Genomic DNA, 25,648 nt, shown 5'->3' on the forward strand with positions numbered 1-25,648 from the left:
CCCTCGTGGGTGCGTGGATTGAAATAAAAGGCTTGGGATCAAGGGGCAACAAACGGAAAGGTCGCACCCCTCGTGGGTGCGTGGATTGAAATTGCCATCTCGAGTCCATGCTTTGCGGTGTTCCCTTGGTCGCACCCCTCGTGGGTGCGTGGATTGAAATTGCTTATGACATATACCACACAGTGTCCTTTGTCTTGTCGCACCCCTCGTGGGTGCGTGGATTGAAATTCTGAATCAGGAAAGGAAAGCATGGGGACGGGGTTATTGCTTTAAGGAATAACTGGGAAATGTTCCTTTTGATTATGATACGGAGAGTCATACCATAAAGGTTGCTATTAAGATAAACATAAGAAGAAAAAGAGATATCCAATCAAGCAAGGAAATGCAAGGGGACTTAGTTATCGCTTTTTCCGCTATACATAAGAGGACATAATCATTTGTGGGTCATAGAATACAGACAATTGTATTTAAGCAGTTGACAAAAGGGTATAAAAACTTATAATAGTAGATAATTACAATTTAATAATCATATGCTATGAAGGGGATTTGACATGGGAAACAGTCGTACAGAGAGGGCCGGAGTTGCTGAGACCGTTCCGAAATGGCTCATGCCGTACTACCCCGGAGCATTGGTCCTATTAACATGCAGCGAAAAGGCCGACGCAGCGATGCGATAAAAGTTTGAGGGGTTTCTTACAATCAGGGTGGAACCGCGGGTATATGCTCGTCCCTTTCAGGGATGAGCTTTTTATTTTTTGATAAAAAAGGAGGATGTTCTATGGAAAACATAACAATTACTTTGAAAGATGGAAAAGAAATTAGGGTAAAAAAAGGTACATCGCCCTATGAAATCGCAAAGGAAATAAGCGGAAGGTTGGCCAAAGAAGCAGTAGCCGCTGAGTTTAACAGCAAGACCATAGATTTGAACAAGGAACTTGATTCTGACGGAGAGCTCAGTCTTTTTACATTCGATTCACCCCAAGGCAAGAATGTCTTCAGACATACAGGATCACACATATTGGCTGAGGCGGTTCAAAGGCTTTATCCGGGGACCAAGCTTGCAATAGGTCCGGCAATCAAGGACGGCTTTTACTATGACTTCGAATCGGAGCATATTTTTGTTGCTGAAGATTTCGAGAAGATTGAAGCCGAAATGATGAAGATTGTTAAGGAAGACCAGAAGCTCGAGAGGTTTGAATTGTCGAGAGCCGAGGCAATCAAATACATGGAAGAAAGAAACGAAGGCTACAAGATCGAACTGATAAACGATTTGCCGGAGGATGTTGTTTTATCGTTCTATCGCATGGCTGATTGGGTAGACCTTTGCGCAGGACCCCACCTTCCATCAACCAAATATGTTAAAGCTGTCAAGGTAATGAGTGTAGCGGGTGCTTACTGGAGAGGCGATGAGAAAAACAAGATGCTTCAGAGAATTTATGCGACGGCGTTCCCGAAAAAGAAATTGCTTGACGAATACCTCGAAAGAATCGAGGAGGCTAAGAAGAGAGACCACAGAAAACTGGGAAAAGAACTAAAACTCTTCGCAATGATGGAAGAGGGGCCTGGATTTCCATTCTTTCTTCCAAAAGGAACTGTACTGAAGAATCTGCTTCTTGATTATTGGAGAGAGGTTCACAAGAGATGGGGATATGTTGAAATAGAGACCCCAATCATACTCAATAGATCGCTTTGGGAGACATCGGGCCATTGGGAAAATTATAAGGAAAACATGTATTCGCTTAAGATTGACGATGAGGACTATGCAATCAAGCCAATGAATTGTCCCGGTGGAATGCTTGTATATGATATGGAGCCTCATTCATATAGAGATTTTCCAATGCGTGTAGGTGAAATAGGAAGGGTCCATAGGCATGAGCTTTCGGGTGCGCTTCACGGACTCATGAGAGTCAGGTCGTTTACCCAGGACGATGCACACATCTTCATGCTACCGGAGCAAATAAAAGACGAGATAAAGGGTGTTGCCGCTCTCTTTGACGAGGTGTATTCAACCTTTGGACTGAAATATTTTGTTGAGCTTTCAACCAAGCCGGAAAAGGCTCTTGGGTCGGATGAAGAATGGAACATGGCTGAAACGGCTCTCGAGGGTGCCCTTAAGGAAATGGGCCTTTCATATGTAGTCAATGAGGGAGACGGCGCCTTCTATGGCCCTAAAATAGATTTCCATCTTCAGGACAGTCTGGGAAGGACTTGGCAGTGCGGAACTATACAGCTTGACTTCCAATTGCCGCAGCGCTTTGATTTGACATACATCGGAAAAGATGGCGAAAAGCATAGACCGATTGTAATCCACAGGGTTGCATTCGGAAGCATAGAGAGGTTCATAGGAATAATCATCGAGCATTTCGCAGGCAAGTTCCCGCTTTGGATTTCTCCTGAGCAGGTTAGGGTCTTGACCATTAATGACAAGCATTTAGGTTATGCCGAAGGAATCGTGAAATCGATGTCTGCAAGAGGCATCCGGGTTGAGATGGATGCCAGAAATGAAAAAATCGGGTACAAAATAAGAGAAGCCCAACTTGAAAAAGTGCCGTACATGGTAATAATCGGTGACAAGGAAGTCGAATCTGAAACTCTTTCGGTAAGGTCAAGAGACAAGGGTGATCTTGGAAGCGCAAAGATCGAAGACTTCATGGCTGAAATCATTAAAAATGTTGAAGGAAAGATTTTGCCTGAGAGTTGACAAAAGAGCAATCAGGTGATAAAATGCTCTAGTAAAACAAAGTAGAAGTTATCCGCTTCTCGCCTTGCGGAAAGATCCGTTGGGGCTAATATGGACAGATGAAGGATTTTAATTCACATGTCTTTTTTGCGGATGCTTCGGCATCCGCTTTTATATTGTTTAGGGAGTATGGAAAATTACACAGGAGGTGGACAATTATTAAGAATTTTGAGTTGAACGAATCAATTCGTGACAGAGAAGTTAGGTTGGTCGGTGATGACGGAGAGCAGTTGGGTGTAGTATCCATCAAGCAAGCGATGGAGTTGGCTGTCGAGAAGAAAATGGATCTCGTAAAGGTAGCTCCAAACGCAAAACCGCCAGTTTGCAGAATCATGGATTACGGTAAGTTCAAGTATGAGCAGCAAAAGAAAATTAAGGAAGCTAAAAAGAAGCAGAAGCAGATTACGATCAAGGAAATCCGCTTGAGCTTGAACATCGAACAACACGACCTAGAGACAAAAGCCAAACGCGCGCGTAAATTCCTTGAAGATGGGGATCGGGTCAAGGTTGCTCTAAGATTCAGAGGCAGACAGTTGGGAAATACCCAAATGGGATACGGTGTAATCGATAATTTTGTTGAGATGGTTGCTGATTACGGCACTATTGATAAAAGAGCAAAAATGGAAGGCCGTAGCATGGTGGCTTTCTTGGCACCGATTGATAAATAAGATTTTGGAAGGAGGAATCGTTATGCCAAAAATGAAGACTCATAGAGGCGCTGCAAAGAGATTCAAGAAAACAGGTACTGGCAAATTGAAGAGACACAAGGCCTTTACAAGCCATATCTTGAATAAAAAATCGTCAAAGAGAAAGAGAAATCTTAGAAAAGCGGCTACTGTATCAAGTGCTGATTACAAAAGGATCTTAAAAGTATTGCCATATCTGTAAAATAAATTTGGCAGCAAGGGAGGTAGAAAACAATGGCAAGAGTAAAAAAGGCAATTAACGCTAAGAAAAAACATAAAAAAATATTAAAACTCGCCAAGGGTTATTATGGATCGAAGAGCAAGACTTTCAGAGCAGCTAACCCGGCAGTAATGAGAGCTCTTAGATCTGCATATACCGGCAGAAAATTGAGGAAGAGAGATTTCCGTAAACTTTGGATTTCAAGAATTAATGCCGGAACAAGACAAAACGGTATGAGCTACAGTAAATTCATGAACGGACTCAAGCTCGCAGACATCAGCATCAACCGAAAGATGCTTTCGGAAATGGCCATCCATGATGCAGAAGGTTTTGCTAAGATTGTAGAGATTGCAAAGGAAAAGCTTCAATAAACCCAGATAAACAATAAAGCCTCAATTTCATCGTTGTCTGCCAAAAGTCGTTCGGTCGCGTATAAAAAATACGCTAGCCTCTCAGACTTGTGGCAACGCCTTGAACTTGGGGTTTCTTGTACATCTGGGATTCGCAATAAATCCTCAATTTCATCGTTGCACGGTGGAATAGAGGCTTTTTTCTTGTTCTTTGGTATCTGTCCCATATCATTTAATTGTTTACTGCCCACTGCATGCTACCAGATGTATTTTGCTCGCTGTTCTTATATTTTGGAGGTATTAGTGATATAATATTAAAACCACTTATACTAAGGGGGTGGAGGATATCAGCAGAAAAAAAATAAGCGAAAAATACAGCCTGAATCCGGCGCAGATATTGGTTTTGGGATTTGTGGCCATGATTTTGATAGGGGCGGGGCTTTTAACACTTCCGGCTGCTTCGGCAAATGGGGAAAGTGTGGGGTTTGTAAATGCAATATTTACAGCCACCTCGGCTGTTTGTGTCACAGGGCTTGTTGTCGGTGATACTGCGTCGTATTGGACACTCTTCGGAAAGGGTGTAATATTGATTCTTATCCAAGTCGGAGGGCTCGGCTTCATGACAATGACTACTCTGATAGCATTGGTCGTAGGCAGGAGGATTTCCCTTAAGGAACGCCTTCTTATGCAAGAGGCTTTAAATCAGGTTACAATATCGGGCGTTGTTAGGCTTACAAAAAATATAATAATTGGCACAATAGCAATAGAGACAATAGGAGCAGCATTTTTATCATTTCGCTTTGTGCCCATGTATGGATGGGCAAAGGGAATTGGTTTTGCCGTATTCCATTCTGTTTCTGCATTTTGCAATGCGGGATTCGATTTAATGGGGAATTTCGGAAGCCTTGCTCGTTTTGCCGATGATGCGTTGGTAACCCTTTCAGTGGGTTTTCTTATTATACTCGGCGGATTGGGATTTACGGTTCTGGTTGATCTTTTTGAATTCGGAACAGCGAAAAAAAGGATTAACCGAAGGTTTTCCCTTCACTCGAAGCTGACGCTTTACATGACAGGCATTCTTATACTGATTGGCTTCATATCGATATTTGTTTTTGAATTCAATAATCCGCAAACGATGGGGAATCTGTCGGGAAAAGGTAAGATTCTTTCGTCGCTGTTTCATTCGATAACGCCGCGTACTGCTGGATTCAACACTATTTCTATGGATGGGGCGACTCTTTCAACCAAGATTTTAACTATAATACTTATGTTTGTAGGAGGTGCGCCAGGTTCAACAGCTGGGGGAATAAAAGTAACGACATTTGGAATCCTTCTTTTTACTATGGCTTCGATGGCGAATGGAAGAGATGAAACTGAAATCTTTAAAAGAAGGATTCCTAGGGATATTGTCAACAGGGCGTTGGCTTTAGTGAGTGCCTCTTTTACAATTGTTATAGTAGGTACAATGCTGTTGTCGTTTACGGAAACAGGGGTAGATTTTATGGACATATTGTTTGAAACGACCTCTGCATTTGGAACCGTTGGTCTAAGTCTTGGAATCACGCCGCACTTAAGCAATTCGGGGAAAATAATAATAGCCTTTGTAATGTTCATAGGCCGTTTGGGTCCCATGACATTGGCTGTAGCCGTTGCTCACAGGCAGCAGAAGCGGAAGAAACTCATAAAATATCCGGAAGGCAAGGTAAGTGTAGGATAAAGGAGGGGGATTGACATGAAAAAACAATTTGTAGTTATAGGTCTCGGTCGGTTCGGTTCAAGCCTGGCCAAGACGCTTTATTCTTTGGGGCATGAGGTGTTGGCGGTAGATGAGAACGAAGAGGCCGTGCAGGGAATAGTAGAGCATGTTACACATGCAGTGCAGGCCGACGCAACGGATGAATCTTCCTTAAATGCATTGGGCATACGAAACTTTGATGTGGCGGTTATAGCCATAGGAAATGACATGCAGGCATCCATATTAGTGACGCTTATGGTGAAGGAATTGGGACTGAAATATGTCGTTTCGAAAGCGATGAATGATCTTCATGCGAAGGTCCTTTATAAAACAGGTGCTGACAGGGTTGTCTTCCCCGAGAGGGAAATGGGAGTGAAAATAGCCAACAACCTTATTTCATCCAACATACTTGATTATATAGAATTGTCGGAGGATTACAGCGTTGTTGAAACCCAGACCCTTCCGAAATGGATTGGGAAAAATCTGCTTGAAATCAACATGCGTGCCAAGTTCGGTGTAAATGTAATGGCTATCAAGCGGAATTCCAAGATAAATATTTCCCCAAATGCTGATGATATATTAGAAGAGGGCGATACCCTTATAGTAGTTGGCAATAACGAAGATCTAAGCAGATTGAGCGAAAGGTAGAAAATGAAGAAAATTATTTCAAAGCAGAACGAAACAATAAAAAGAATAAAATCCCTTGAAAAGAAAAAATACCGTGAGAAGTACAGTGAAATACTTCTCGAGGGATATAGACTTATAGAGGATGCAGCTGATAGCGTCTTGATTATTAAGACTGTTTTGTATGTCGAATCTGTTGACAAGAAGAAGGCTATTCTTGTCGAGAGGCTTTCCGAATCTGGAACGGAAGCGATTGAAGCAGACGAAGAAGTGTTCGAATACATATCTGATACAGTCAATTCACAGGGCATTTTAGCAATTGCTAAAATGCCATCGAATGAATTTGAAGACATCCCTCAAAAGCCCCAAGGATTCATGATTTATCTTGATTGTATGCAAGATCCGGGGAACCTTGGTACGGTTATAAGAACTGCCGATGCCGCCGGAGCAGAGTGCGTCGCTATTTCCTCCGGCAGCGTAGACGCATACAACGCAAAAGTGCTTAGAAGTGCAATGGGTTCGGTGTTTCATTTGCCGGTAATACAAAAGGTTCCTGGCAAGCAATTTATTGAAGATTTGAAGCGTGGTGGATACAGGATAATAGCCGCCGATTTGAAGGGAGCAAGGGAATACAGAGAAATGGACTATGGCGAAAAGGTTTGCCTTGTCATAGGCAACGAGGGATCAGGTATTCGGGACGAAATACTTGACATTTGTGATGAATCAGTTAAAATACCTATTATAGGTCGTGCAGAGTCGCTAAATGCTTCGGTGGCAGCTGGAATTTTGCTTTACGACATAGCAATGAAAAGAAATTGTTAGAAAATTTCAAAATTACAGAATAATTGACATAATTTCATTGTAAATATTTGTGCCCTATGATATAATCATTTTGATAAAAGTCAGTAATTCAAAGGGGTGCAGCCGTTATGAAGAAAAGTACCAGATTCTTTTGGAATGTTTTTCTGATTACTGGAAATGTCAATGCATATTTGATTTACAAGGATTTGGCTTCATAGTGTTTAAAATACATAGGCTTAGATGGAAAAAAGTAAGCGAATTAATGCCGATAAGAGAGTGGATGCCATAGGCTGGAAGCATCCGCGGGAAAATGGTTCGCCCAAGTTCGTTCCGGAGCTTCCGACTTGAACTTTAAGTAGAGTTGGACGTGTTATTGCGTTAAAAATATCGAGTGGCCGAGAAATCGGTTATTAGGGTGGTACCGCGAAAACTTTCGTCCCTTGTGGAGAAGGTTTTTTTTATTTTTGTAAAAATGTTCGCAGGCAAAATTGAAAGGAGAAGGACATGAAGGAAAAACTCCAGCAAATACTGGGAAAAGCCAAAGGGTGTAGAGCCACCCTCGTTTCATAATCATGAAGTATATGATTTCATAAGAAATGGGTTTAATTCAGGTTTAGTAGTGTGTAATTTGAGTGAATATAACGTATTATTGTAAAATTTGAAAAAATATTAACAACGGAGGGAAAATTGATGAAAGAAGAATTGAACACTTTGCTCCTCGAAGGGGAGAAAAGGATTGCAATGGCACAAAATGAAGTTGAATTGCAAGAGGTCAAGGCGTCGATTCTCGGAAAAAAGGGATCACTCACCAAGATATTAAAAGAAATCCCTAAGCTTGATGTTTCAATTCGTCCAGAAATAGGGAGAGAAGCGAATAAGTTGAAAAAAAGTTTTACAGCTTTGATTGAATCACGCATGGAGGAATTAAAACTAAAGGCCTCGGAAATTTCTCCTGATTTTGATTGCAGTGTGCCCGGCGTATTGCCGAATAGTGGTGGATTACATCCGATTACTCAGATGTGCTATGATTTGAACGATGCTTTTCGTTCAATGGGATTTGAAATATTTCAGGAAAAAGATATTACAAGTGAATTATACGCTTTTGACAAATTAAACTTTCCACCTGAACATCCTGCAAGAGAGAGTATGGATACCTATTGGCTGAACGGTCATGATACAGGGCAGGGTGGTGACAGGCTTTGCCTGCGTCCACATCTAACTGGAGGCAGTGTCCGCTACATGCAGACACACAAGCCCCCATATCGTTTTGTGTATCCGGGAAGAGTGTACCGTAACGAGACGACCGATGCACGTCACGAGAGGGCATTTTTTCAGTATGAGGCATTGATTGTCCAAGAAGATTTCAATTTTTCTTCGGGTAAAATCATGATAAAAAGCATTTTGTCAAAGGTTTTTGGCCGTGAGGTGCCGGTACGGATGCGTTTGGGATTTTTCCCGTTTGTAGAGCCTGGATTTGAGATCGACATGGGGTGTTTGGTGTGTGGCGGGAAAGGTTGCAGTGTCTGCAAACATGTTGGTTGGATAGAAATAATGCCTGGTGGATCACCGCATCCCAATGTTCTTCGTGCTGCTGGAATTGATCCTGACAAGTATACAGGATTTTACGTAAACATCGGTTTGGACCGCTTGGTCATGATGCGTTACGGTGTGGATGATGTTCGGCTTTTTCACAGTGCAGACCTTAGATTTCTAAGTCAGTTCAAATAGGAGGGAAATCAAATGAAATTATCATTGAATTGGATAAAGGAATATGTAAAGATTCCAAATGATATGGACCTGTCACGTCTCGCCTACGATCTGACGATGTCCACCGTTGAAGTTGAGGGTGTCCTTGAGTTGGCGAGTAAATTTGACAATATGGTTGTTGGTGTTGTTAAAGAGGTTTTTCCGCATCCCAATGCCGACAGGCTGAAAGTATGCAAGACTGATATAGGCAACGATGAAGTGCGTGACATCGTATGTGGCGGAATAAATTTGACCGAGGGCATGAAAGTAGCTGTTGCGCGTCCGGGCGCAAAGGCTAGATGGCATGGCGCAGGAGAACTTGTTGAAATAGGCAATGTAAAATTACGTGGTGTAGAGAGTTACGGCATGATTTGCGCTGCATCGGAAATAGGGTTGTCTGAATTATTCCCAAGCACTGAAGAAGCGGAAATATTGGATCTTTCCGCTTTTGGAGCCAAGGCTGGAGAAGGGCTGGCGGATGCTCTGGGCCTTAATGATGTTATTCTCGAAATAGATAATAAATCAATATCAAACCGTCCTGACTTGTGGGGACATTACGGCATCGCTCGTGAGGTTGCCGCATTGTATAATCTTCCACTTATGGATTTTGAAGCCTTTGTTCCACCAAACACACCCGATTTTACAATCAATGTGGAAGATACTCAGAGATGTCCCAGATATATTGCCGTCAGAATCGAAGGACTTTCGGTAAAACCATCTCCATTCGAGATGCAAAGTCGTATTTGGCGGGTTGGCATGCGACCGATCAACGCATTGGTGGATATTACAAATTATGTGATGTTGGCGACGGGACAACCGACTCACGCTTTTGATGCAGATAACATTGAAGGAAACATAACTGTTAGGCGTGCCAAAGAAGCAGAGGAATTACTGCTTTTAAATGATCAAACACTGACACTTTCAACGGATGATTTGGTAATAACCGACAACAAGAGTGCCCTTGGTTTGGCCGGGGTCATGGGTGGATCGAAGGACTCGGTTCTGCCTGAAACTGACAAGGTTATCCTCGAAATTGCCAATTTTAAAGCGACAAATATTAGACGTACTGCTGCCAGGTATGAGACCCGAACGGAAGCGGCGACGCGTTATGAAAAAGCTTTAGATCCAGAGCGGGCTGATTTTGCATTATCAATGGCTATGGGGCTGTTCACAGAATTATATCCGAATATAGCTGTCACTGGGTTTAGAGATATCTATCCTGAGCCTCTCAAGCGGACAGAGATTGATGTTTCACTAAGCTGGTTGGAGAAGAGATTGGGTATACGTATTCCCAATGAATATATAACTGACAAGCTTGGTCAACTTGGTTTTGATGTGAGTTATGATAAGGACACCCTGCATGTTGTAAGCCCTACATGGCGTTCAACTGGTGATGTTTCCATTCCGGATGATATCATGGAAGAAATCGCAAGAATGTATGGTTATGAGAGGTTCGATCCGAAACCCATCACCACTTCATTTGATGGGGCGATCAATCAGATCAAAATTGATCTTGACAGGAATATCAAGGAATATTTGGCATTCAGATGTGGGATGCAAGAAGTCTTTACGTATCCTTGGATGAGCGATGAATATGTTGAAGCTGTGATGCAGAGCACAGAAGGGATGCTTTCTCTTTCAACGCCGCCATCACCCAGTGAAAGCCACATACGCTCAACGCTCTTGCCCAACATCTGTGAGGCAGTCTCAAACAATCTCAGGTACTTCAATGAGTTTATGATATTCGAGACGGCACAAGTGATGCATGACCATAGCTATTCAGCGCCATATGATGCAAAAGAATCTCTTCCTCTTGAGCTGACAAACACGGCCGGCGCCTTGGTTGGCAATGTTGCGAATGTGAATCAGCTTTTCCGGAGAGCCAAGGGAATAATTGAGGCCATGCCTGGTTATGTGCACATGGAACCGTTGACTTTTGATAAACTTGAGAAGCCCGTATGGGCAGATGGCGTTGTCTGGCTCAATATCCTGCATCAAGGGGAAAGGGTGGGAGACCTTGCCTTGCTTTCGAAGAAAGCTTCTCTTGATTGCGGAATTGACAACTCTTCCGTGTTGCTGTTCGAATTCAATATGGACACCTTGAAAACACATCCATCAAGAACCAACGAATTCGCTCATCTTCCTGGATATCCTCTGGTAGACTACGATGTTTCAATGTTGTTTGACCAGTCGGTGAAGTGGGAAGAGATACTGAATGTCATTGTTGGCAAGGTTGGAGCGGATGACTTGATCCAGGATGTATCTTTTGTGGATGAGTATCGAGGAAAGCAGATCCCAACCAATAAAAAGTCTGTCACTTTCAGAGTGGTAATAGGGTCGCTCCATAAGACGTTGACATCTGAGGAGATAGACAGTAAGGCAAATGCAATTATCGAGCGTTTGAAGAAATCTCTTGGTGGCGAACTTAGGAATTAATGAGTCTGCAATCAATCATATTGCGATTCGTAATCAATAGGGTTCTTCGTCAAATTGTGTTGGCAGAAAATCATAAGGATAGATAGAGTTGTTTGTAAAAGCAGTTTGAGGAGATGAAAAAATCTCTTTAAGCTGTTTTTGCTTTTGCGACTTGGAAACTGATTTAAAATAACGTATAGCAGTTTTTGAAGTTGCGTCAATATCTTATACGCCTGAAGTAGCCCCGGGTCAAGCAAATCGAGGCAGGCTGCAAGAACGTAACCTATGCCCTCTTGTTCCAATCAACGGAAAGAACACTCAAGGATGAAGAAGTCAATCTTCATTTCGGAGACATTGTAAGGGCTTTGGAGATTGAACTTAAAGCGGAACTTATGAAATAAATAAAGGATATAGCCTAATTGCATAGAATCTTTAATCATGACAACTATAAAAGGGGCTGTTGCTTGTGACAACAAAAAACAAGGCGATTGTAAAAATATACGGACAGGAATATGCTATAGTAAGCGATAAAGACAGGGAACAAATACAGCGCTTGTCCAACTATGTGGATGACAAGATGAGGGAAATATCCGGAAAGAATAGGAAGCTGAGTACTGCTATGGTTGCTGTTCTGGCTGCGCTCAACATGTCCGAGGAGCTTTTTGGCGAGAAGGAAAAGATTGATGAGCTCGAAGAAACAAACCAGGCTCCAGACAAAGCCATTAAGGAAATGGAAAATGAAATTGCCGACTTGAAGGGGCTGCTTAATGAGAGGGCTTTCGATATAGAGCGTCTTGAAAATGCTGTTGAAGAAGAGAAAAAGGCTTCCGAAGCATTCAAAAGAAACGAGGAGCACTTTAAGAAAGCCATAGCCTCAAGAGAAAAAAATATTGAAGAAAAAGACGAAGGGAATCGCAATCTCGAGAAAAAGATTGATGAGCTTAAGGACAAGCTGGTCGAATGCGAAGTGAAGCTTATTCAGAGTAAAACGGAACTCGCGGAATTCATGGATGCTTTTGAGAATTAGAGAGAAGAGTTGTTAAAACGATGAAAAAGTGGCAATTAGCCGCTTTTTCATCGTTTTAATTATGGTTTTTTTGTAATAGAATAGCAATATAAGAGTATTAAGAAATGAGGGGAAATATATGAAAGCCGATAAAATTGAACTGCTTTCGCCATCTGGCGATATGGAATGCGTAATTGCGGCCGTAAAGGCGGGCGCAGATGCTGTATATCTCGGGTGGAAGCTCTTTGGAGCACGAAGCTCGTCAAAGAACTTTACAATCGAGGAGCTTAAGGAAGCGATAAGGTATTGCCACATCAGAGGAGTTAAAGTCTATGTGACGGTTAATACCCTCATATTTAATGATGAGATTAAAAAGCTATTGAAATATATAGAAAAACTTTATGCTATGGATGCAGACGCGTTGATAATTCAAGATTTAGGGGTGCTAGCAATCGTGAAAAAATATTTTGGCGATTTCGAGTGCCATGCAAGTACACAAATTACTTTGCACAATAGCTTTGGCGCTAAAGCGGCAATGGACATTGGAATTGACAGGGTAGTTGCGGCAAGAGAAATGGAGCTGCCGGAAATAGAGGCAATGATAAGAAACCAAGGAACTGAGGTAGAGGTTTTCATTCATGGCGCCTTGTGCATAAGTTATTCGGGGCAATGCCTTATGAGTAGCGTAATAGGAGGCAGAAGCGGAAACCGGGGCACATGCGCACAGCCATGCAGAAGGCAGTACGAGTTGCTGGAGAAAACATCAGGCCAGGAAGCTGTTTTGGACAATGGATATCTCCTTAGCACAAAGGACTTGTTTTCAGCGTATGGGCTGAAAGAAATAGTGGCATCGGGAGTCTCTTCCTTGAAGATAGAGGGAAGGATGAAAAGTCCGGAATATGTATTCTTCGTGACAAGGTTCTATAGGAATGCATTGGCAGCTATGGAAAAAGGCGGCATTCCTCTGTTCGAACCGGAAGACATGAAGGAACTGGCCCAAATTTTTAACAGGAAATTCACAAAGGGATTTCTTATGTCCGAAGACAAGGGAAGTCTCGTTAACTCAGAGAGCCCGGGCAACAGAGGTGTCGCACTGGGAACTGCGAAGGCGGAAGCAAACGGAAAGATATATATTTTACTCAAGGAGCCACTTTCACTAGGAGACGGCATTCAATTCCGAAGGGGAAGCGAGAGTTATGGCTGCCGAATTGACAATAGAAACTGGTATGGAAATGAGCTTGAGGCAAAGGTGCCAGGCGAAACTTTTGAGATAGAGAACAGATGGCGAATGAAGGGTGTCTATGAGGCATTTAAGACACACGATTCTAGCATGGAGCGCCGGTTGGCCATAGAAATGAATAAGGCTGACAAAAGGGTGCCTCTCCGCATGGAGGTGCGGGCTATACTTGGAGAACCATTTCGCATTTCCTTTAAGGATGGAGATGGGCGAAAGGTAGAAGTTTTGTCGGAGTATATCGTTCAAGAAGCCGCAAAAAGGCCCACAGGACGAGTCGTAATGGAAGAAAAACTTGGAAGGTTGGGTGCTACGGCATACAGTATTGAAGAAAGTGTTTATGAAATGGATGATGGGATCTATGTGCCGGTATCTATTTTGAATGAAACAAGACGAAAGGCTGCCGATTTTATGGACGATGAAAGAGCGGTCGTTCATACCGAAAGAAAGCCGGTTGAAATCTTGAAGATAGAGGAAAGAACTGCAAAGCCATACGTAGTGGAAAGAAAAGTTTCGGTTACAGCTAGAACCATTTCACAGGTTAAGGTCGCGCTCAGCGAAGGCGCTGATAGGATATACTTCAAGGGGGCTGAAAACTTAGATGAGGTGCTCGGATTATCGGATAAGGTTGTATACTCTCCATTCAAAATATCGGGAGACAGAGAAATAAAAGAAATGCTCCTTGTTGTCGAGCGGCTTGGTTTAAAAGAAATTCAGGTTGGAAATTTAGGGCAGATGCGTGCGCTTAGGGATTCCGGTATGCTTATTCATGGAGATTTTTCTCTAAATGTTGCAAATGACTATTCGATTAGACTTTTGGAAGAGACTTTTCCGGAGCTTGAAACCGTTTGCCTTTCACCCGAGATGAACTTAAGCCAGATAAAGGGGCTTTCGCAATCTGTTGCAGGCCAAGAAATGATAGTCTACGGAAGGCTGCCTGTGATGACACTCAATCACTGCCCTCTGAATAAAAGCTTCGGGGTTTGCTTGGAAAATGATTGTGAAAATAGAAAACTCAGCCTAAGGGATGCGAAGGGTTATGAATTCCCGATGAGGCTTAAGAATTGCCACGCAGAAATTTTTAATTCGGTTAGAATCCTGACGGCAGCAAGATTGCTTGAAAGCCCTCCCGAAAATGTGGTTTATTGGCGAATGGAGCTTCTTGATGAAGATTTCGATACTGCTTGCCGGCTTATACGCTTCCACAAAAGGGCAATTGTGGATGGGGATATCGACTGGCAATACTTGGAAGAATTAAAACAATCGGATTATACACGAGGCCATTTTTTCAAAAGTGGAGTTTAGAGGAGGGGCAATGTGAACAAACGCGTTCTTGTTACACTTGAATACAATAAAATAATTGAACAGATGAAGACATTCTGCTTCTCCGAAATGGGGAGAAACCGATTGGGAGCAATAGAGCCCTGGTCCGATCCGAAAATCATAGAAAGCAAGCAGAGGGAAACAGCCGAGGCCTTTTCGATGATTACAAGAAGAGGGCGTATGCCCTTCGGTGCATTCTATGATGTCAACAAGTATATACAGACGGCTAGGATTGGATCATATCTTATTCCAAAGCAGCTGCTTGAGGTTTCTGATTCTCTTCGCACAACGAGGCGGGTAAAGCAGTATATACAGGATGACGCATTGGATGGCATTCATGAAATACTTGACTCCATAGCATCCGGCATTATGTCAGCAAGACATATTGAAGAAGAAATTGACAGATGCATAGAGGGCGAGGAAGAAATATCGGACCATGCAAGCCCTAAGCTTGCAAACATAAGAAGAGGAATAGAGGCCAAGAATGCTTCAATAAGGACTAAGCTTCAGGGTATAATCGCGTCTCCGAGCATACAGAAATATCTTCAGGATGCGCTAATCACAATAAGGGACGATCGCTTTTGCATTCCAGTCAAGCAGGAATACAGAAATCAGGTTCCGGGAATGATCCACGACAGGTCATCAAGCGGATCGACGCTCTTCATTGAGCCTATGTCCGTAGTTAACATTAATAACGAATTGAAGGAACTCAAGCTAAAGGAACAGGCTGAAATAGAGCGAATACTTTATGAAATCACGGCGCTTGTAGGTGAATCTGCCGATTCGATAATAAACAATCAATCCCTTATGATTGAACTGGACATAATTTTTGCAAAGGCTAGGCATGCCTCTGAAATAAACGGTGTTGAGCCGGTCATATCAACGGATGGTTTTATGCACATAAAACAGGGAAGACACCCATTGATACCGGCAAATGAAGTTGTTCCTACAGATGTTTGGATAGGGAAGGACTTTAAAGCGCTCCTCATTACGGGGCCGAATACGGGAGGGAAGACTGTTACCCTTAAAACCGTAGGACTATTGACCTTGATGGCGCAGTCCGGATTTCATATACCTTCAAACCATGGGACAAAAATAAATGTATATAGGGAAATATTCGCAGATATAGGTGATGAGCAGTCAATAGAGCAGAGCCTTAGCACATTCTCATCGCATATGAAAAATTTGATTGGAATACTATCAGATGCCGGTCAAGGAGACCTGGTACTTCTCGATGAATTGGGAGCCGGGACGGACCCCACCGAAGGGGCGGCTCTTGCCATAGCAATAATTGAGAATCTCTACGCTAAATCGGTAACTATGATAGCCACAACTCATTACAGCGAGCTTAAGCACTATGCACTTACAAAGGACGGGGTCGAAAACGCATCGGTTGAATTTGATATAAAGACACTCAGTCCTACATATCGCTTGCTGATAGGGATTCCCGGCAAGTCAAACGCCTTTGAAATTTCAAGCAAGCTCGGTCTTACTGATAACATTATTGAAAAGGCCAAGAAATATCTAAAGCGTGAGAATATTGAATTTGAGGAGATACTGACAAAAATACAGGAAGACAGGAAGACCGCCGAAGAGGACAGGGACGAGGCCCTGCGAATAAGGATAGAGGCGGAAAAGATGAAAAAAAGCTACAATGACAAGTATGGACACCTTAAAGAGCAAAGGGAAAAAGAACTCAACAAGGCTAAGGAAGAAGCTAGGAAGATAATAAAGGAAGCCAAAATTTCGGCTGAGGCGCTCATAAAGGAATTAAGGAATGCGGGAAGTTCAAGCGACAAGGAAGCAAACAGATTGATAGACGATACAAGAAAGGCAATTAAAGGTAAGCTTGAGGAGACATACGAGGGCATGGGCGATGTGGCGGTAAATACAGAGATAAAGCCTGAAGACCTAAGGCCTGGTTTGTCAGTCCTTATATTGAATATCAACCAGGAAGGCACGGTAGTGACGAAGCCTGATAGAAACGGAGACCTGACCGTACAAGCCGGCATAATGAAGATAAACGTCAACTACAAAAACCTCACGATTCTCGGAAAAGCCAAGGCAAGGATGGAATCCAGAATCCAGAATCTTACAAAATCAAAGAGCTCCTCAATAAGCCCCGAGATAGACATACGTGGTACAAATGTGGAAGAGGCCATTTATATCGTCGACAAGTATCTCGACGATGCCTCACTTGCAAGGCTTCAGAATGTGAGAATTATACACGGAAAGGGAACAGGCCTATTACGGAAGGGTCTGCATGATCATTTCAGGAAGCATCCGCATGTGAAATCCTTCAAGGTTGGGGAATTCAATGAAGGCGGGATTGGAGTGACCGTAGTTGAAATCAAATAAAAAGAGAATTGCAGTAAGTGCATGTCTTTTGGGAGTGCCTTGCAGATACGATGGAAAAGCGTTTGGTCAAAACCTTGCAATGATTTTGGATGATTATGAAGTAGTGCCCATCTGCCCGGAACAACTGGGAGGGCTTTCCACCCCAAGAACTCCATGTGAAATACAGGGAGGAGATGGGAATGATTTACGCAGGATCATTTGATGGAAAACTTAAGCCGGGAGATGGAGTTGTTGCTGCTTTGTTTAAAAAAATGGGTATAAAGATACATAATGAAGATACTTGCCTTAATATAAAGGAGATGGATATCAATGAAGAAGCATAACAAGTTTATTATTTTAATTTTGATTGTGGCACTTGTGTCTGTTCTTGCTCTTGGATGCGCGTGCGAGGAAACAATGCCAGCAGAAGAACCCGGTGAAACGGAGGAAACTGGAGAGGAAGCTCCAGTGACTCCCGAAGAAAGAAAAATTTCATATGTGCTATATCTGAAATATGCAGACAAGCCTTTTCTTTCAGCCGAAAGATTCCAAATGACGCTTAGCCCTGACGATTTAAGGACGCCGATGGAAGTGGCTCTCGACGAGCTTATGAATTATGAAGGCGACGGAACGTTTGTAAGTCCGATTCCTGAGGGAACAAAGCTTTTGTCCTTGACTGCAGGTGAAAAAACCGTAGAAGTCGATTTTTCAAAAGAATTTCTGGGAGTCAAAATGCCTAAGGAAGATGCAAAGGTTGTAGTAGCAGCCATAGTAAATACATTGTTGTTTAACCAGGAAACTGCGGAATCCGTTGAAATCAAAATTGAGGGGACATTGCTTAGGGAGTTTAGCGGCTATTCATACGAACCACCGCTGGGGTTAGTAGAGGATGGAATTTTTCCAGACAAATAGACTTGAAGACATTTGGAGTATGTGATAAATTTATTAGGTCCGAAGATATAAAGAGAAACTGAAATGCCGGCCTTTATTCGAGGCCTAAAGGGGAGTGCGGAATGATCGATTTTAAAGGGAAAATAGTGCTTGGTTTAAGCGGATTGATTGAATCCATGGAGCCGAAAGAAATAGAAGGAATAATTGAAGTGCCGGCCGATTCCAATATGGGGGACTATGCTTTCCCATGCTTTAAATTGGCCAGGGTTTTCCGCAAAGCCCCGAATTTGATTGCGCAGGACATAGCGGGCAGATTCGGAGAACAGGACTATCTTGAGTCCGTTGTTTCCGTAGGAGGATACATTAACTTTAAGATAGATAAAGAACTCTATGTTTCAGATGTAGTGGGCGAAGTGCTTAAGGAGAGGGACAAGTACGGTTCTTCGGATGAGGGCGCCGGCAAAAAGGTAATAGTGGAGTTTTCTTCCCCGAATATAGCAAAGCCCTTCCATATAGGACACATAAGAACCACGGTTATAGGGAATTCAATAAACAAAATATACAAATTTTTGGGCTATGAGACCATTTCGATTAATCATTTGGGAGACTACGGAACCCAGTTCGGAAAGCTTATTGTTGCTTTTTCGGCATGGGGTGAGCGTGAAGTGGTGGAGAAGGATCCAATTAAGGAGCTGTTAAAGCTTTACATCCGGTTCCATGAAGAAGCGGAAAAGAATCCCGAACTTGAAGACCAAGCAAGGGAATGGTTTAAGAAGCTTGAGAACAATGACCAGGAAGCATTTGGACTTTGGCAGTGGTTCCGCGAAGTTAGCCTCAAGGAATTTTCAAAGGTATATGATCTTCTTGACATTGAGTTTGATTCCTATGCAGGAGAAAGCTTTTATTCTGACAAGATGTCGGAAATTGTTGAGACAATGCGCCAAAAGAATCTTCTTAAAATGTCCCAAGGAGCTGAAATCGTCGATCTTGAAGACTACGGAATGCCGCCTGCTCTTATTACAAAGAGCGACGGATCTACGCTATACATCACTAGAGACATAGCTGCTGCCAAGTATCGCAAGGAAACATACGATTTTTTCAGGAATATATATGTGGTGGGGTCTCAGCAAATCCTTCATTTCAATCAGCTTAAAAAAATACTCGAATTGATGGGAGACGAATGGGCTGAGGATTGTATACACGTGCCTTTCGGAATGGTGGCGCTTGAAGATGGAACCATGTCTACAAGAAAGGGAAGGGTAGTATTTCTTGAAGACGTGCTTAAAAAAGCCGTTGAAAGAACGAATGAAATAATTGAAAAAAAGAATCCTAATCTTGAAAATAAATATGAAGTTGCCCGTCAGATAGGAATAGGGGCAGTAATGTTCCAAGAATTATCCAACAGCAGGGTAAAGGATTATGTTTTCTCTTGGGAAAAGACGCTTAGCTTCGAAGGTGAAACCGGACCTTATGTTCAATATACTCATGCAAGATGCGCAAGCCTTCTCAGGAAGGGAGGACCGCTTGAAACGGATTCCTTCGATGCGTCGATTCTGACAGATGATGTTTCAATGGAGATAATTCGGCAACTTAGCAAATTCAAAGAAACTGTAGCTGAGGCGGGAAGAAAATACGAGCCTGCCGTTGTAAGCAGATTTGTTGTGGACTTGGCTCAATTGTTTAACCGTTTCTACCACGATCATTCCATAGTGGTGGACGACCCGAAGATTAGGCAGGCAAGGCTTGCTTTGACCATGTGCGTAAAGCAGACATTGAAAAACGGGTTGGCGCTGCTAGGGATGCAGGCGCCGGAAAAAATGTAGTTTTTTCATATCGTTAGGAATTTGCCTAGTTATGGAAAATGCCCCATGCCGTTTTATTGCGGCATGGGGTTTGATGCTATAATGTAAAATGGAGAAGTCAAAAGGCCCGAGGAGGCAAAAAATGAAAGTTCTTTTAGTCGCTTTGAACTCACAATTCGTACACTCGTCCCTTTCGATTCATTCGCTGTATTCGGCTGTAAAGGAAGAACCGGGTTTTGATATTTTAATAAAGGAATATACTATAAACCAGGAAGAGGACCATGTTCTGAGGGACTTGACCGGAGAAAAGCCCGATTTGATATGCTTTTCGTGTTATATATGGAACATAGAGATAGTTAGGCGCCTGACGCGCAACATAAAGAAAATTGATCCATCAATAAATATACTGCTCGGAGGCCCCGAGGTTTCCTATGCGGAGGATTGTGACGGCTATGAATTGCCCGAGGCAGATTATGTTTTGCGTGGTGAGGGCGAAGGGAAGCTGCTAGATTTTTTGAGAGGAAATAGCGGGGAAGATCGAATTGAAATAATAGAGGATCTGAAATCTCTTTCTTTTCCATACACCGAAGAGGAACTATACGAATCAAAGGACAAGATCCTTTATTACGAATCGTCCAGGGGCTGTCCCTATCGATGCAGCTACTGTCTTTCATCAATAATAAAAAAGACCCGTTACAAAGATATTGACATGGTAAAACATGAAATGGATATATTTCTGTCTCATAACGTGAAGCAGGTTAAGTTCGTAGACAGGACATTCAATGCCGATGCGCCAAGGGCTGTTGCAATAATGGAATATCTGACGGAGAAAGACAACGGTCGAACGAATTTTCATTTTGAGATAAGCGGCGATCTTATAGGAAAGGCATTCATAGACACCGTTTCCGCTTCTAGAAAGGGACTATTCCAATTCGAAGTAGGCGTTCAAAGCACCAATCAAAATACGCTTCATGCAGTCAATAGAAAAACGGATTTCGATAAATTGTCTTATTGGGTTAAGAGATTGATGGGAACAGAAAAAAGCCATGTGCATCTCGATCTTATTGCGGGACTTCCCTTCGAGGACTACGCAAGTTTTAAAACATCCTTTAATGATGTTTATTCTGTTGGCGGGCATCATCTTCAGCTTGGATTCCTTAAGCTCTTGCCGGGGACCGATATAAGGAAAAACGCAAAAGGCTTCGGGTATGCCTTCAAATCCGAACCGCCATATGAAGTTTTAATGACCAATGTACTTTCACATAGTGATATCTCGAGGCTTAAATGCATTGAAGATGTTCTTGAGCGTTACGGAAATTCAGGCGGGTTCTTGCGTTCCATGGAGTATTTCAATAGGCTCTTCAATGGAGATGCATTTGGCTTTTACGAGGCTTTTTCCGATTATTTGAAGGAAAATGATTTTTTTGAAAGAGCGCATAGCAAGAGAAAGCTCTATGGATACCTATTCGATTATCACGAAACCCTTGAACTAGAAAAAGACACGCCCCTTTTTCTAGATATCCTAAAATTTGACTATCTTAGGCAGAAACCACAGACCCTTTTGCCGATTTTCAACATAATTGAGCCTGAGGGATATAAAAATGCGTGCCATCAATTTTTAAAGGATGCGGCGAAATTAAAAAAAACATTGCCTGCCTATGAGGGATTGCCGGCAAAGAAAATAATCAACAAGGTTCATTTCGAACCCTTTGGATACAACGTCGACACATTTAAAAAGGAAAGGACACATGTTCTTTTCGACTATGAAAGCGAAAAAGGATTTATGGGGGAATCGGAATACCATTTCGTTTCATTAACTGAATCCGGGAAGGAAAAGACAAATGCAAATACTAAATGACATCTATTACACAAACAGAGAAGTACTTAAAAAAACGATAAAGGCAATAACGGCGAATTGGAAAATATTTTTGGTGGGAATGGCATATTTCATATTCTCGTTATTAATCTGGCAGATAGCCGCAAGGGCATGGATCCTTTCAGGACTCATCATAGCGGTTTTCCAGAGTGCTGTGATATCTGATTTCCTCTATCTTATGGAACAGATAATAAAAAAAGGAAAATTTACAATGAATGATTTCAAGGAAGGATTCAAGGTATATATTTGGAAGGCATATAGCGTACTCATACTGTTCTGGTTCGTTCGCTATGGTCTAAGCCTTTTCCTTGGAAGGGTTTTGTCAGCATCCATAGGAGGCATCAGCCTTTGGTTCGTTATCGAAATCGTAATTTTTATGGCGCTCAATCCGTTGCCCGAGGTAATGTATCAGAAATACAATCAAGGTTTTGACATGATTTCAGGAGCATTTGACTTTATAAAAGAGAATTGGATTGAGTGGTTTGTTCCAAATGTGCTGATTGCAATAGTGCTTTACTGGATGTTTGGATTGGCCATGAAGCCGTTCTCTGCAGTGTCCGGTATTTTTATCAGTGGCGCAGGAACTGTTATGCTTATTGCCGTATTGATTACATTGCCGCTGGTGTTCTCGTTTTTTATGATATACAGGGGATTTCTATTCAGAATTCTTGATCGTTCAACTAGAAGAAAAAGGCTCTATCAGTACAAGATAGGCCATGAAGAATAAGGAGGCTATCCAATGCAAGAAGCTATAAGAAAACGACTTAGGGGAAAACTTGACGAGGTGGTTTTCATAGAACTTAAAAAGGATATTCCTATCCCAGGGAAGAAAGCTGTTCTCAAGAAGAATATCCCCATTCCAATTCCAGTAAAACGGCTTGCAAATCGGGTGACACAAAATGATTATGACGACCTTTCCGTAAAGGAAATGACCGAAGGCATGGTCGCAGTGGTGGCAATAGATCCTGAGTTTATGCACAGAGAATATTACAAAAGCCTTTTGATAGGTATTGACGAAGGCATGCCGAGGATTCTTACCGCAACAGCAATCAAGTATGCCGAGGAGAATAGGCTCGAAGACGCGTTTGTTTTTTTTGAAACGGCAATCATTCTGGATGCATCTAATCTAGATGCTGCATACAATAAGGCCAAGGTATGCGAAGCCCTTTCGAAAGATACGGTCGACCCGGAGATGGCGATGGCTTGGGAGAATGAAGCCTTTGCTTTAATGGAAAAACTGACGGTTGATTTTGCCGATTTCAATCTACCCTATTACCATCTCGGCTTTCACTACTCCAATAGCGGGCTGCACAAGAAGGCGGAGCTTGCATGGGAGCACTTTATCGAATGCTCCGATGAAGAGAACAAGATAATGGAAGTACAGGAAATGCTAATTAAGATAAGGGACCGCATAATTTTTGATGAGGGATACAATGAAGTCCTTGCAGGAGCCTTTGAAACGGGGCTTGAGAAACTGCTTAAACTTGAGGATGCAAATCCTTCATGGTGGAACCTTCTGTTCTTCATAGCCTTGGCATACAGAAATCTCGGGAATATAGAAACGGCCGTTGAATATTTCGAGAGGGTCATACGTATAAAACCTGACCAGGCAGAATCCCTAAATGAATTGGGTTTGTGTTATTCGATCATCGGCAACAAGAACGAAGCGGCGAGGTATTTCAAGAAGGCGTTAAACATGGATCCTGATAATGCGGAAATGCTTTGCAACAATGCAATGGCGCAAATGGAAATGGGAAACCTGGATTTGGCTGAAAAATATCTGAATCGTTCAATGGAGATAGATCCGAATGATTCGGTGACCATTGCGTGCATGGGGGAATTAAATAAATTTAAAAATAATTAACAAAAGGGATTATAAAACACAAAAGATATATAATAAGTGTTGAGTGGTGTCAGCGATGGTTTACATAGGTTGCGCCATATAAACACTTATTATTTTTTGTTGTTGATAAAGTCTTAAGTATGTTGGAAAAGCTAATGCAATTTATTGGCATGATATTTGCAAAACATGTTAAGTAGAAACTACTATATTTTGAGAGGGGAGCTAATGATTAAAACATTGAACGATTTACTTGAAAAAGCCAAGATGCAAGATAAAATGAAACTTTCGGTAGCGGCAGCACAAGACGGAGAGGTGTTGGCGGCGGTTGTCGAGGCTACTGAAATGGGTCTCATAGAGCCCATTCTAGTGGGAGACGAAAATGCAATAAGAAACATTGCAAAAGAAAAAGGAATAAATCTGAACGGTTATGAAATAATAAACGAGTTGGATCTTGTGGAAATGGCAAGAAAAGCTGTTGCGCTAGTAAGCAGTGGGAAAGCCGACTTCGTAATGAAGGGACTTATAGATACATCTATTATGCTTAAAGCTGTCCTTGACAAGGAAATCGGCCTTAGAACAGATAGTCAGCTAAGTCATGTAATGCTTTACGAGGTTCCGGGCTATCATAAGCTTTTGTATTTAACAGATGGCGGAATGAACATGTATCCGGATGTGCCCACCAAGGCTAAAATAATAAAGAATGCAATAAAAGTAGCAGAGGCATTGGGGAATAAAAACGTAAAGGTTGCATGCCTTGCTGCGAAAGAAAAGGTTAATCCTAAGATGCCGGCAACGGTTGATGCGGGCGAATTGAAAAAAATGGGAGAAGAAGGCTTTTTCGGAAAAAATGCAATAGTGGAAGGGCCTATGGCTCTTGATCTGGCAATATCAAAAGAGTCTGCGGAAATCAAAAAATATGTAAGTCCTGTTGCGGGAGATGCAGATATCCTATTGGTTCCAAACATAGAAATGGGTAACGGAATAGGAAAGACACTCAGTTACTTTGCATCGGCAAAGTCGGCTGGAGTCATCATGGGAGCTAGTGCTCCCGTAGTATTGGTTTCTAGAGCCGATACGCATGAAAATAAGCTTAATTCAATCGCGTTTGGCAGCGTGATTGCGGCATACAAATAGAAAAAGAGAAGAGTGAAAAGATGAAAGAATTATTAACAGGCAACGAAGCGGTTGCAAGAGGGGCCTATTAAGCTGGCATTTCTTATGCGTCAGCCTACCCAGGAACACCGAGCACGGAAATTCTTGAAAACATCGCACCCTACAAGGAAGAAATTGTAGCTGAATGGGCGCCAAATGAAAAGGTGGCTTTGGAATCGGCAATAGGTGCATCGATAGCCGGAGCCAGATCATTGGCGGCAATGAAGCATGTTGGTGTAAACGTGGCTGCCGACCCGATGTTTACATATGGACACAGGTGTTAATGGAGCAATGATTTTAGTTTCTGCGGATGATCCGGGGCTACATTCATCTCAAAACGAGCAGGATAACAGGAATTATGCAAAATTTGCCAAGTTAGCGATGCTTGAGCCTTCCAATAGCCAGGAAGCCAAGGATATGATCAGTTCGGCTATCGAAATAAGCGAAAAGTTCGACACAATGGTTTTCTACAGACTTACAACAAGAATATTCCTAGCAAAAGCCCTTCTTGGTGAAGAGCGCGAAACGATAGAGCCTTTGCGTAGTGGATCCCGATTCAAATTGGCAAGGCCGAATATCCCGAAGGATACTGGATGTTCTCGGAAAGAAAGCCAAGACTACAGCCCTCGATGCAGTGGGAATTGCCAAAGAAATAGGCAATCCTAAAACCATGAATGTAGTTCTTCTTGGAGCACTCGTAAAGGCTATGGGAATTACAGACATTGATTGGGAAGAGGCAATAAGAAAAACTGTAAAGGAACGATTCATTGACATCAATATTTTAGCATTTAACAAGGGTATGGAAATGGTAAAGTAGGACCTGTAAAAAGTCAAAAAGGACTGTTCAAAAGAACAGTCTCTTTTTTC

Annotated in this window: 21 protein-coding genes, 2 pseudogenes, 1 CRISPR repeat array and 2 other annotated features; all 23 genes and pseudogenes read left to right on the forward strand. The window is 42.4% G+C overall.

The window, feature by feature from the left end:
- Positions 1 to 229: a CRISPR direct-repeat array (repeat unit 33 nt; unit sequence GTCGCACCCCTCGTGGGTGCGTGGATTGAAATT).
- Between the two features lie 549 nt (positions 230 to 778).
- Entirely contained in the window at positions 779 to 2,701 is a 1,923-nt protein-coding gene (thrS, locus tag JJE29_04005; protein ID MBK5251780.1) for a threonine--tRNA ligase, read from the forward strand.
- A gap of 33 nt (positions 2,702 to 2,734) precedes the next feature.
- Positions 2,735 to 2,863: a sequence feature (ribosomal protein L20 leader region), on the forward strand.
- A complete protein-coding gene (locus JJE29_04010; GenBank protein MBK5251781.1) occupies positions 2,800 to 3,408 on the forward strand; it encodes a translation initiation factor IF-3 in 609 nt (202 codons plus the stop codon). Its footprint overlaps the feature before it by 64 nt.
- 22 nt (positions 3,409 to 3,430) lie before the next feature.
- The gene (gene rpmI, locus JJE29_04015) at positions 3,431 to 3,628 is read left to right on the forward strand and encodes a 50S ribosomal protein L35 (protein ID MBK5251782.1); all 198 of its coding nucleotides are present in this window, start codon (positions 3,431 to 3,433) and stop codon (positions 3,626 to 3,628) included.
- Between the two features lie 32 nt (positions 3,629 to 3,660).
- Positions 3,661 to 4,017: a 50S ribosomal protein L20 gene (gene rplT / locus JJE29_04020; protein MBK5251783.1), complete on the forward strand. Its 357-nt coding sequence runs from the start codon at positions 3,661 to 3,663 to the stop codon at positions 4,015 to 4,017.
- Between the two features lie 325 nt (positions 4,018 to 4,342).
- The gene (locus tag JJE29_04025; GenBank protein ID MBK5251784.1) at positions 4,343 to 5,713 is read left to right on the forward strand and encodes a TrkH family potassium uptake protein; all 1,371 of its coding nucleotides are present in this window, start codon (positions 4,343 to 4,345) and stop codon (positions 5,711 to 5,713) included.
- 15 nt (positions 5,714 to 5,728) lie between these two features.
- Positions 5,729 to 6,379, forward strand: coding sequence for a TrkA family potassium uptake protein (locus JJE29_04030; protein MBK5251785.1), 651 nt, complete (start codon positions 5,729 to 5,731; stop codon positions 6,377 to 6,379).
- Positions 6,380 to 6,382: 3 nt separating this feature from the next.
- A complete protein-coding gene (locus JJE29_04035) occupies positions 6,383 to 7,177 on the forward strand; it encodes an RNA methyltransferase (GenBank protein ID MBK5251786.1) in 795 nt (264 codons plus the stop codon).
- Between the two features lie 107 nt (positions 7,178 to 7,284).
- Positions 7,285 to 7,374, forward strand: a complete 90-nt coding sequence (locus JJE29_04040) for a YqzL family protein (GenBank protein MBK5251787.1) — start codon at positions 7,285 to 7,287, stop codon at positions 7,372 to 7,374.
- Between the two features lie 10 nt (positions 7,375 to 7,384).
- Positions 7,385 to 7,600: a binding site (T-box leader), on the forward strand.
- Positions 7,601 to 7,846: 246 nt separating this feature from the next.
- A complete protein-coding gene (pheS, locus tag JJE29_04045) occupies positions 7,847 to 8,884 on the forward strand; it encodes a phenylalanine--tRNA ligase subunit alpha (protein MBK5251788.1) in 1,038 nt (345 codons plus the stop codon).
- 12 nt (positions 8,885 to 8,896) lie between these two features.
- Positions 8,897 to 11,338, forward strand: coding sequence for a phenylalanine--tRNA ligase subunit beta (locus JJE29_04050; GenBank protein MBK5251789.1), 2,442 nt, complete (start codon positions 8,897 to 8,899; stop codon positions 11,336 to 11,338).
- Positions 11,339 to 11,574: 236 nt separating this feature from the next.
- Positions 11,575 to 11,718 (forward strand): hypothetical protein, encoded by a 144-nt coding sequence (locus JJE29_04055; GenBank protein MBK5251790.1) that lies wholly within the window; start codon positions 11,575 to 11,577, stop codon positions 11,716 to 11,718.
- Positions 11,719 to 11,783: 65 nt separating this feature from the next.
- Positions 11,784 to 12,344, forward strand: coding sequence for a cell division protein ZapA (gene zapA / locus JJE29_04060; protein MBK5251791.1), 561 nt, complete (start codon positions 11,784 to 11,786; stop codon positions 12,342 to 12,344).
- A 118-nt stretch (positions 12,345 to 12,462) separates the two neighbouring features.
- Positions 12,463 to 14,862 carry a U32 family peptidase gene (locus JJE29_04065; GenBank protein MBK5251792.1) on the forward strand — a complete coding sequence of 800 codons (2,400 nt, stop codon included), beginning with the start codon at positions 12,463 to 12,465 and terminating at the stop codon, positions 14,860 to 14,862.
- 12 nt (positions 14,863 to 14,874) lie between these two features.
- Positions 14,875 to 17,238 (forward strand): endonuclease MutS2, encoded by a 2,364-nt coding sequence (locus tag JJE29_04070; GenBank protein ID MBK5251793.1) that lies wholly within the window; start codon positions 14,875 to 14,877, stop codon positions 17,236 to 17,238.
- Positions 17,225 to 17,561, forward strand: a pseudogene (locus JJE29_04075) (DUF523 domain-containing protein). The gene JJE29_04070 and the pseudogene JJE29_04075 overlap by 14 nt, the downstream one beginning before the upstream one ends.
- Complete coding sequence (locus JJE29_04080) at positions 17,548 to 18,129, forward strand: GerMN domain-containing protein (protein MBK5251794.1); 582 nt, start codon at positions 17,548 to 17,550, stop codon at positions 18,127 to 18,129. The pseudogene JJE29_04075 and the gene JJE29_04080 overlap by 14 nt, the downstream one beginning before the upstream one ends.
- A 101-nt stretch (positions 18,130 to 18,230) precedes the next feature.
- Positions 18,231 to 19,931, forward strand: a complete 1,701-nt coding sequence (locus JJE29_04085; GenBank protein ID MBK5251795.1) for an arginine--tRNA ligase — start codon at positions 18,231 to 18,233, stop codon at positions 19,929 to 19,931.
- A 121-nt stretch (positions 19,932 to 20,052) separates the two neighbouring features.
- Entirely contained in the window at positions 20,053 to 21,768 is a 1,716-nt protein-coding gene (locus JJE29_04090; protein ID MBK5251796.1) for a B12-binding domain-containing radical SAM protein, read from the forward strand.
- A complete protein-coding gene (locus JJE29_04095) occupies positions 21,752 to 22,513 on the forward strand; it encodes a hypothetical protein (GenBank protein MBK5251797.1) in 762 nt (253 codons plus the stop codon). Before JJE29_04090 ends, JJE29_04095 begins: the two co-directional genes overlap by 17 nt.
- 12 nt (positions 22,514 to 22,525) lie before the next feature.
- The gene (locus JJE29_04100; protein MBK5251798.1) at positions 22,526 to 23,650 is read left to right on the forward strand and encodes a tetratricopeptide repeat protein; all 1,125 of its coding nucleotides are present in this window, start codon (positions 22,526 to 22,528) and stop codon (positions 23,648 to 23,650) included.
- Between the two features lie 204 nt (positions 23,651 to 23,854).
- Complete coding sequence (locus JJE29_04105) at positions 23,855 to 24,763, forward strand: bifunctional enoyl-CoA hydratase/phosphate acetyltransferase (protein ID MBK5251799.1); 909 nt, start codon at positions 23,855 to 23,857, stop codon at positions 24,761 to 24,763.
- Between the two features lie 20 nt (positions 24,764 to 24,783).
- Positions 24,784 to 25,447: pseudogene (locus JJE29_04110) on the forward strand (hypothetical protein).
- Positions 25,356 to 25,598 (forward strand): 2-oxoacid:acceptor oxidoreductase family protein, encoded by a 243-nt coding sequence (locus JJE29_04115; protein ID MBK5251800.1) that lies wholly within the window; start codon positions 25,356 to 25,358, stop codon positions 25,596 to 25,598. The pseudogene JJE29_04110 and the gene JJE29_04115 overlap by 92 nt, the downstream one beginning before the upstream one ends.
- Positions 25,599 to 25,648: the final 50 nt, after the last annotated feature.

It is taken from the genome of Peptostreptococcaceae bacterium (assembly GCA_016649995.1).
Classification (GTDB): Bacteria; Bacillota; Clostridia; order Peptostreptococcales; family BM714; genus BM714.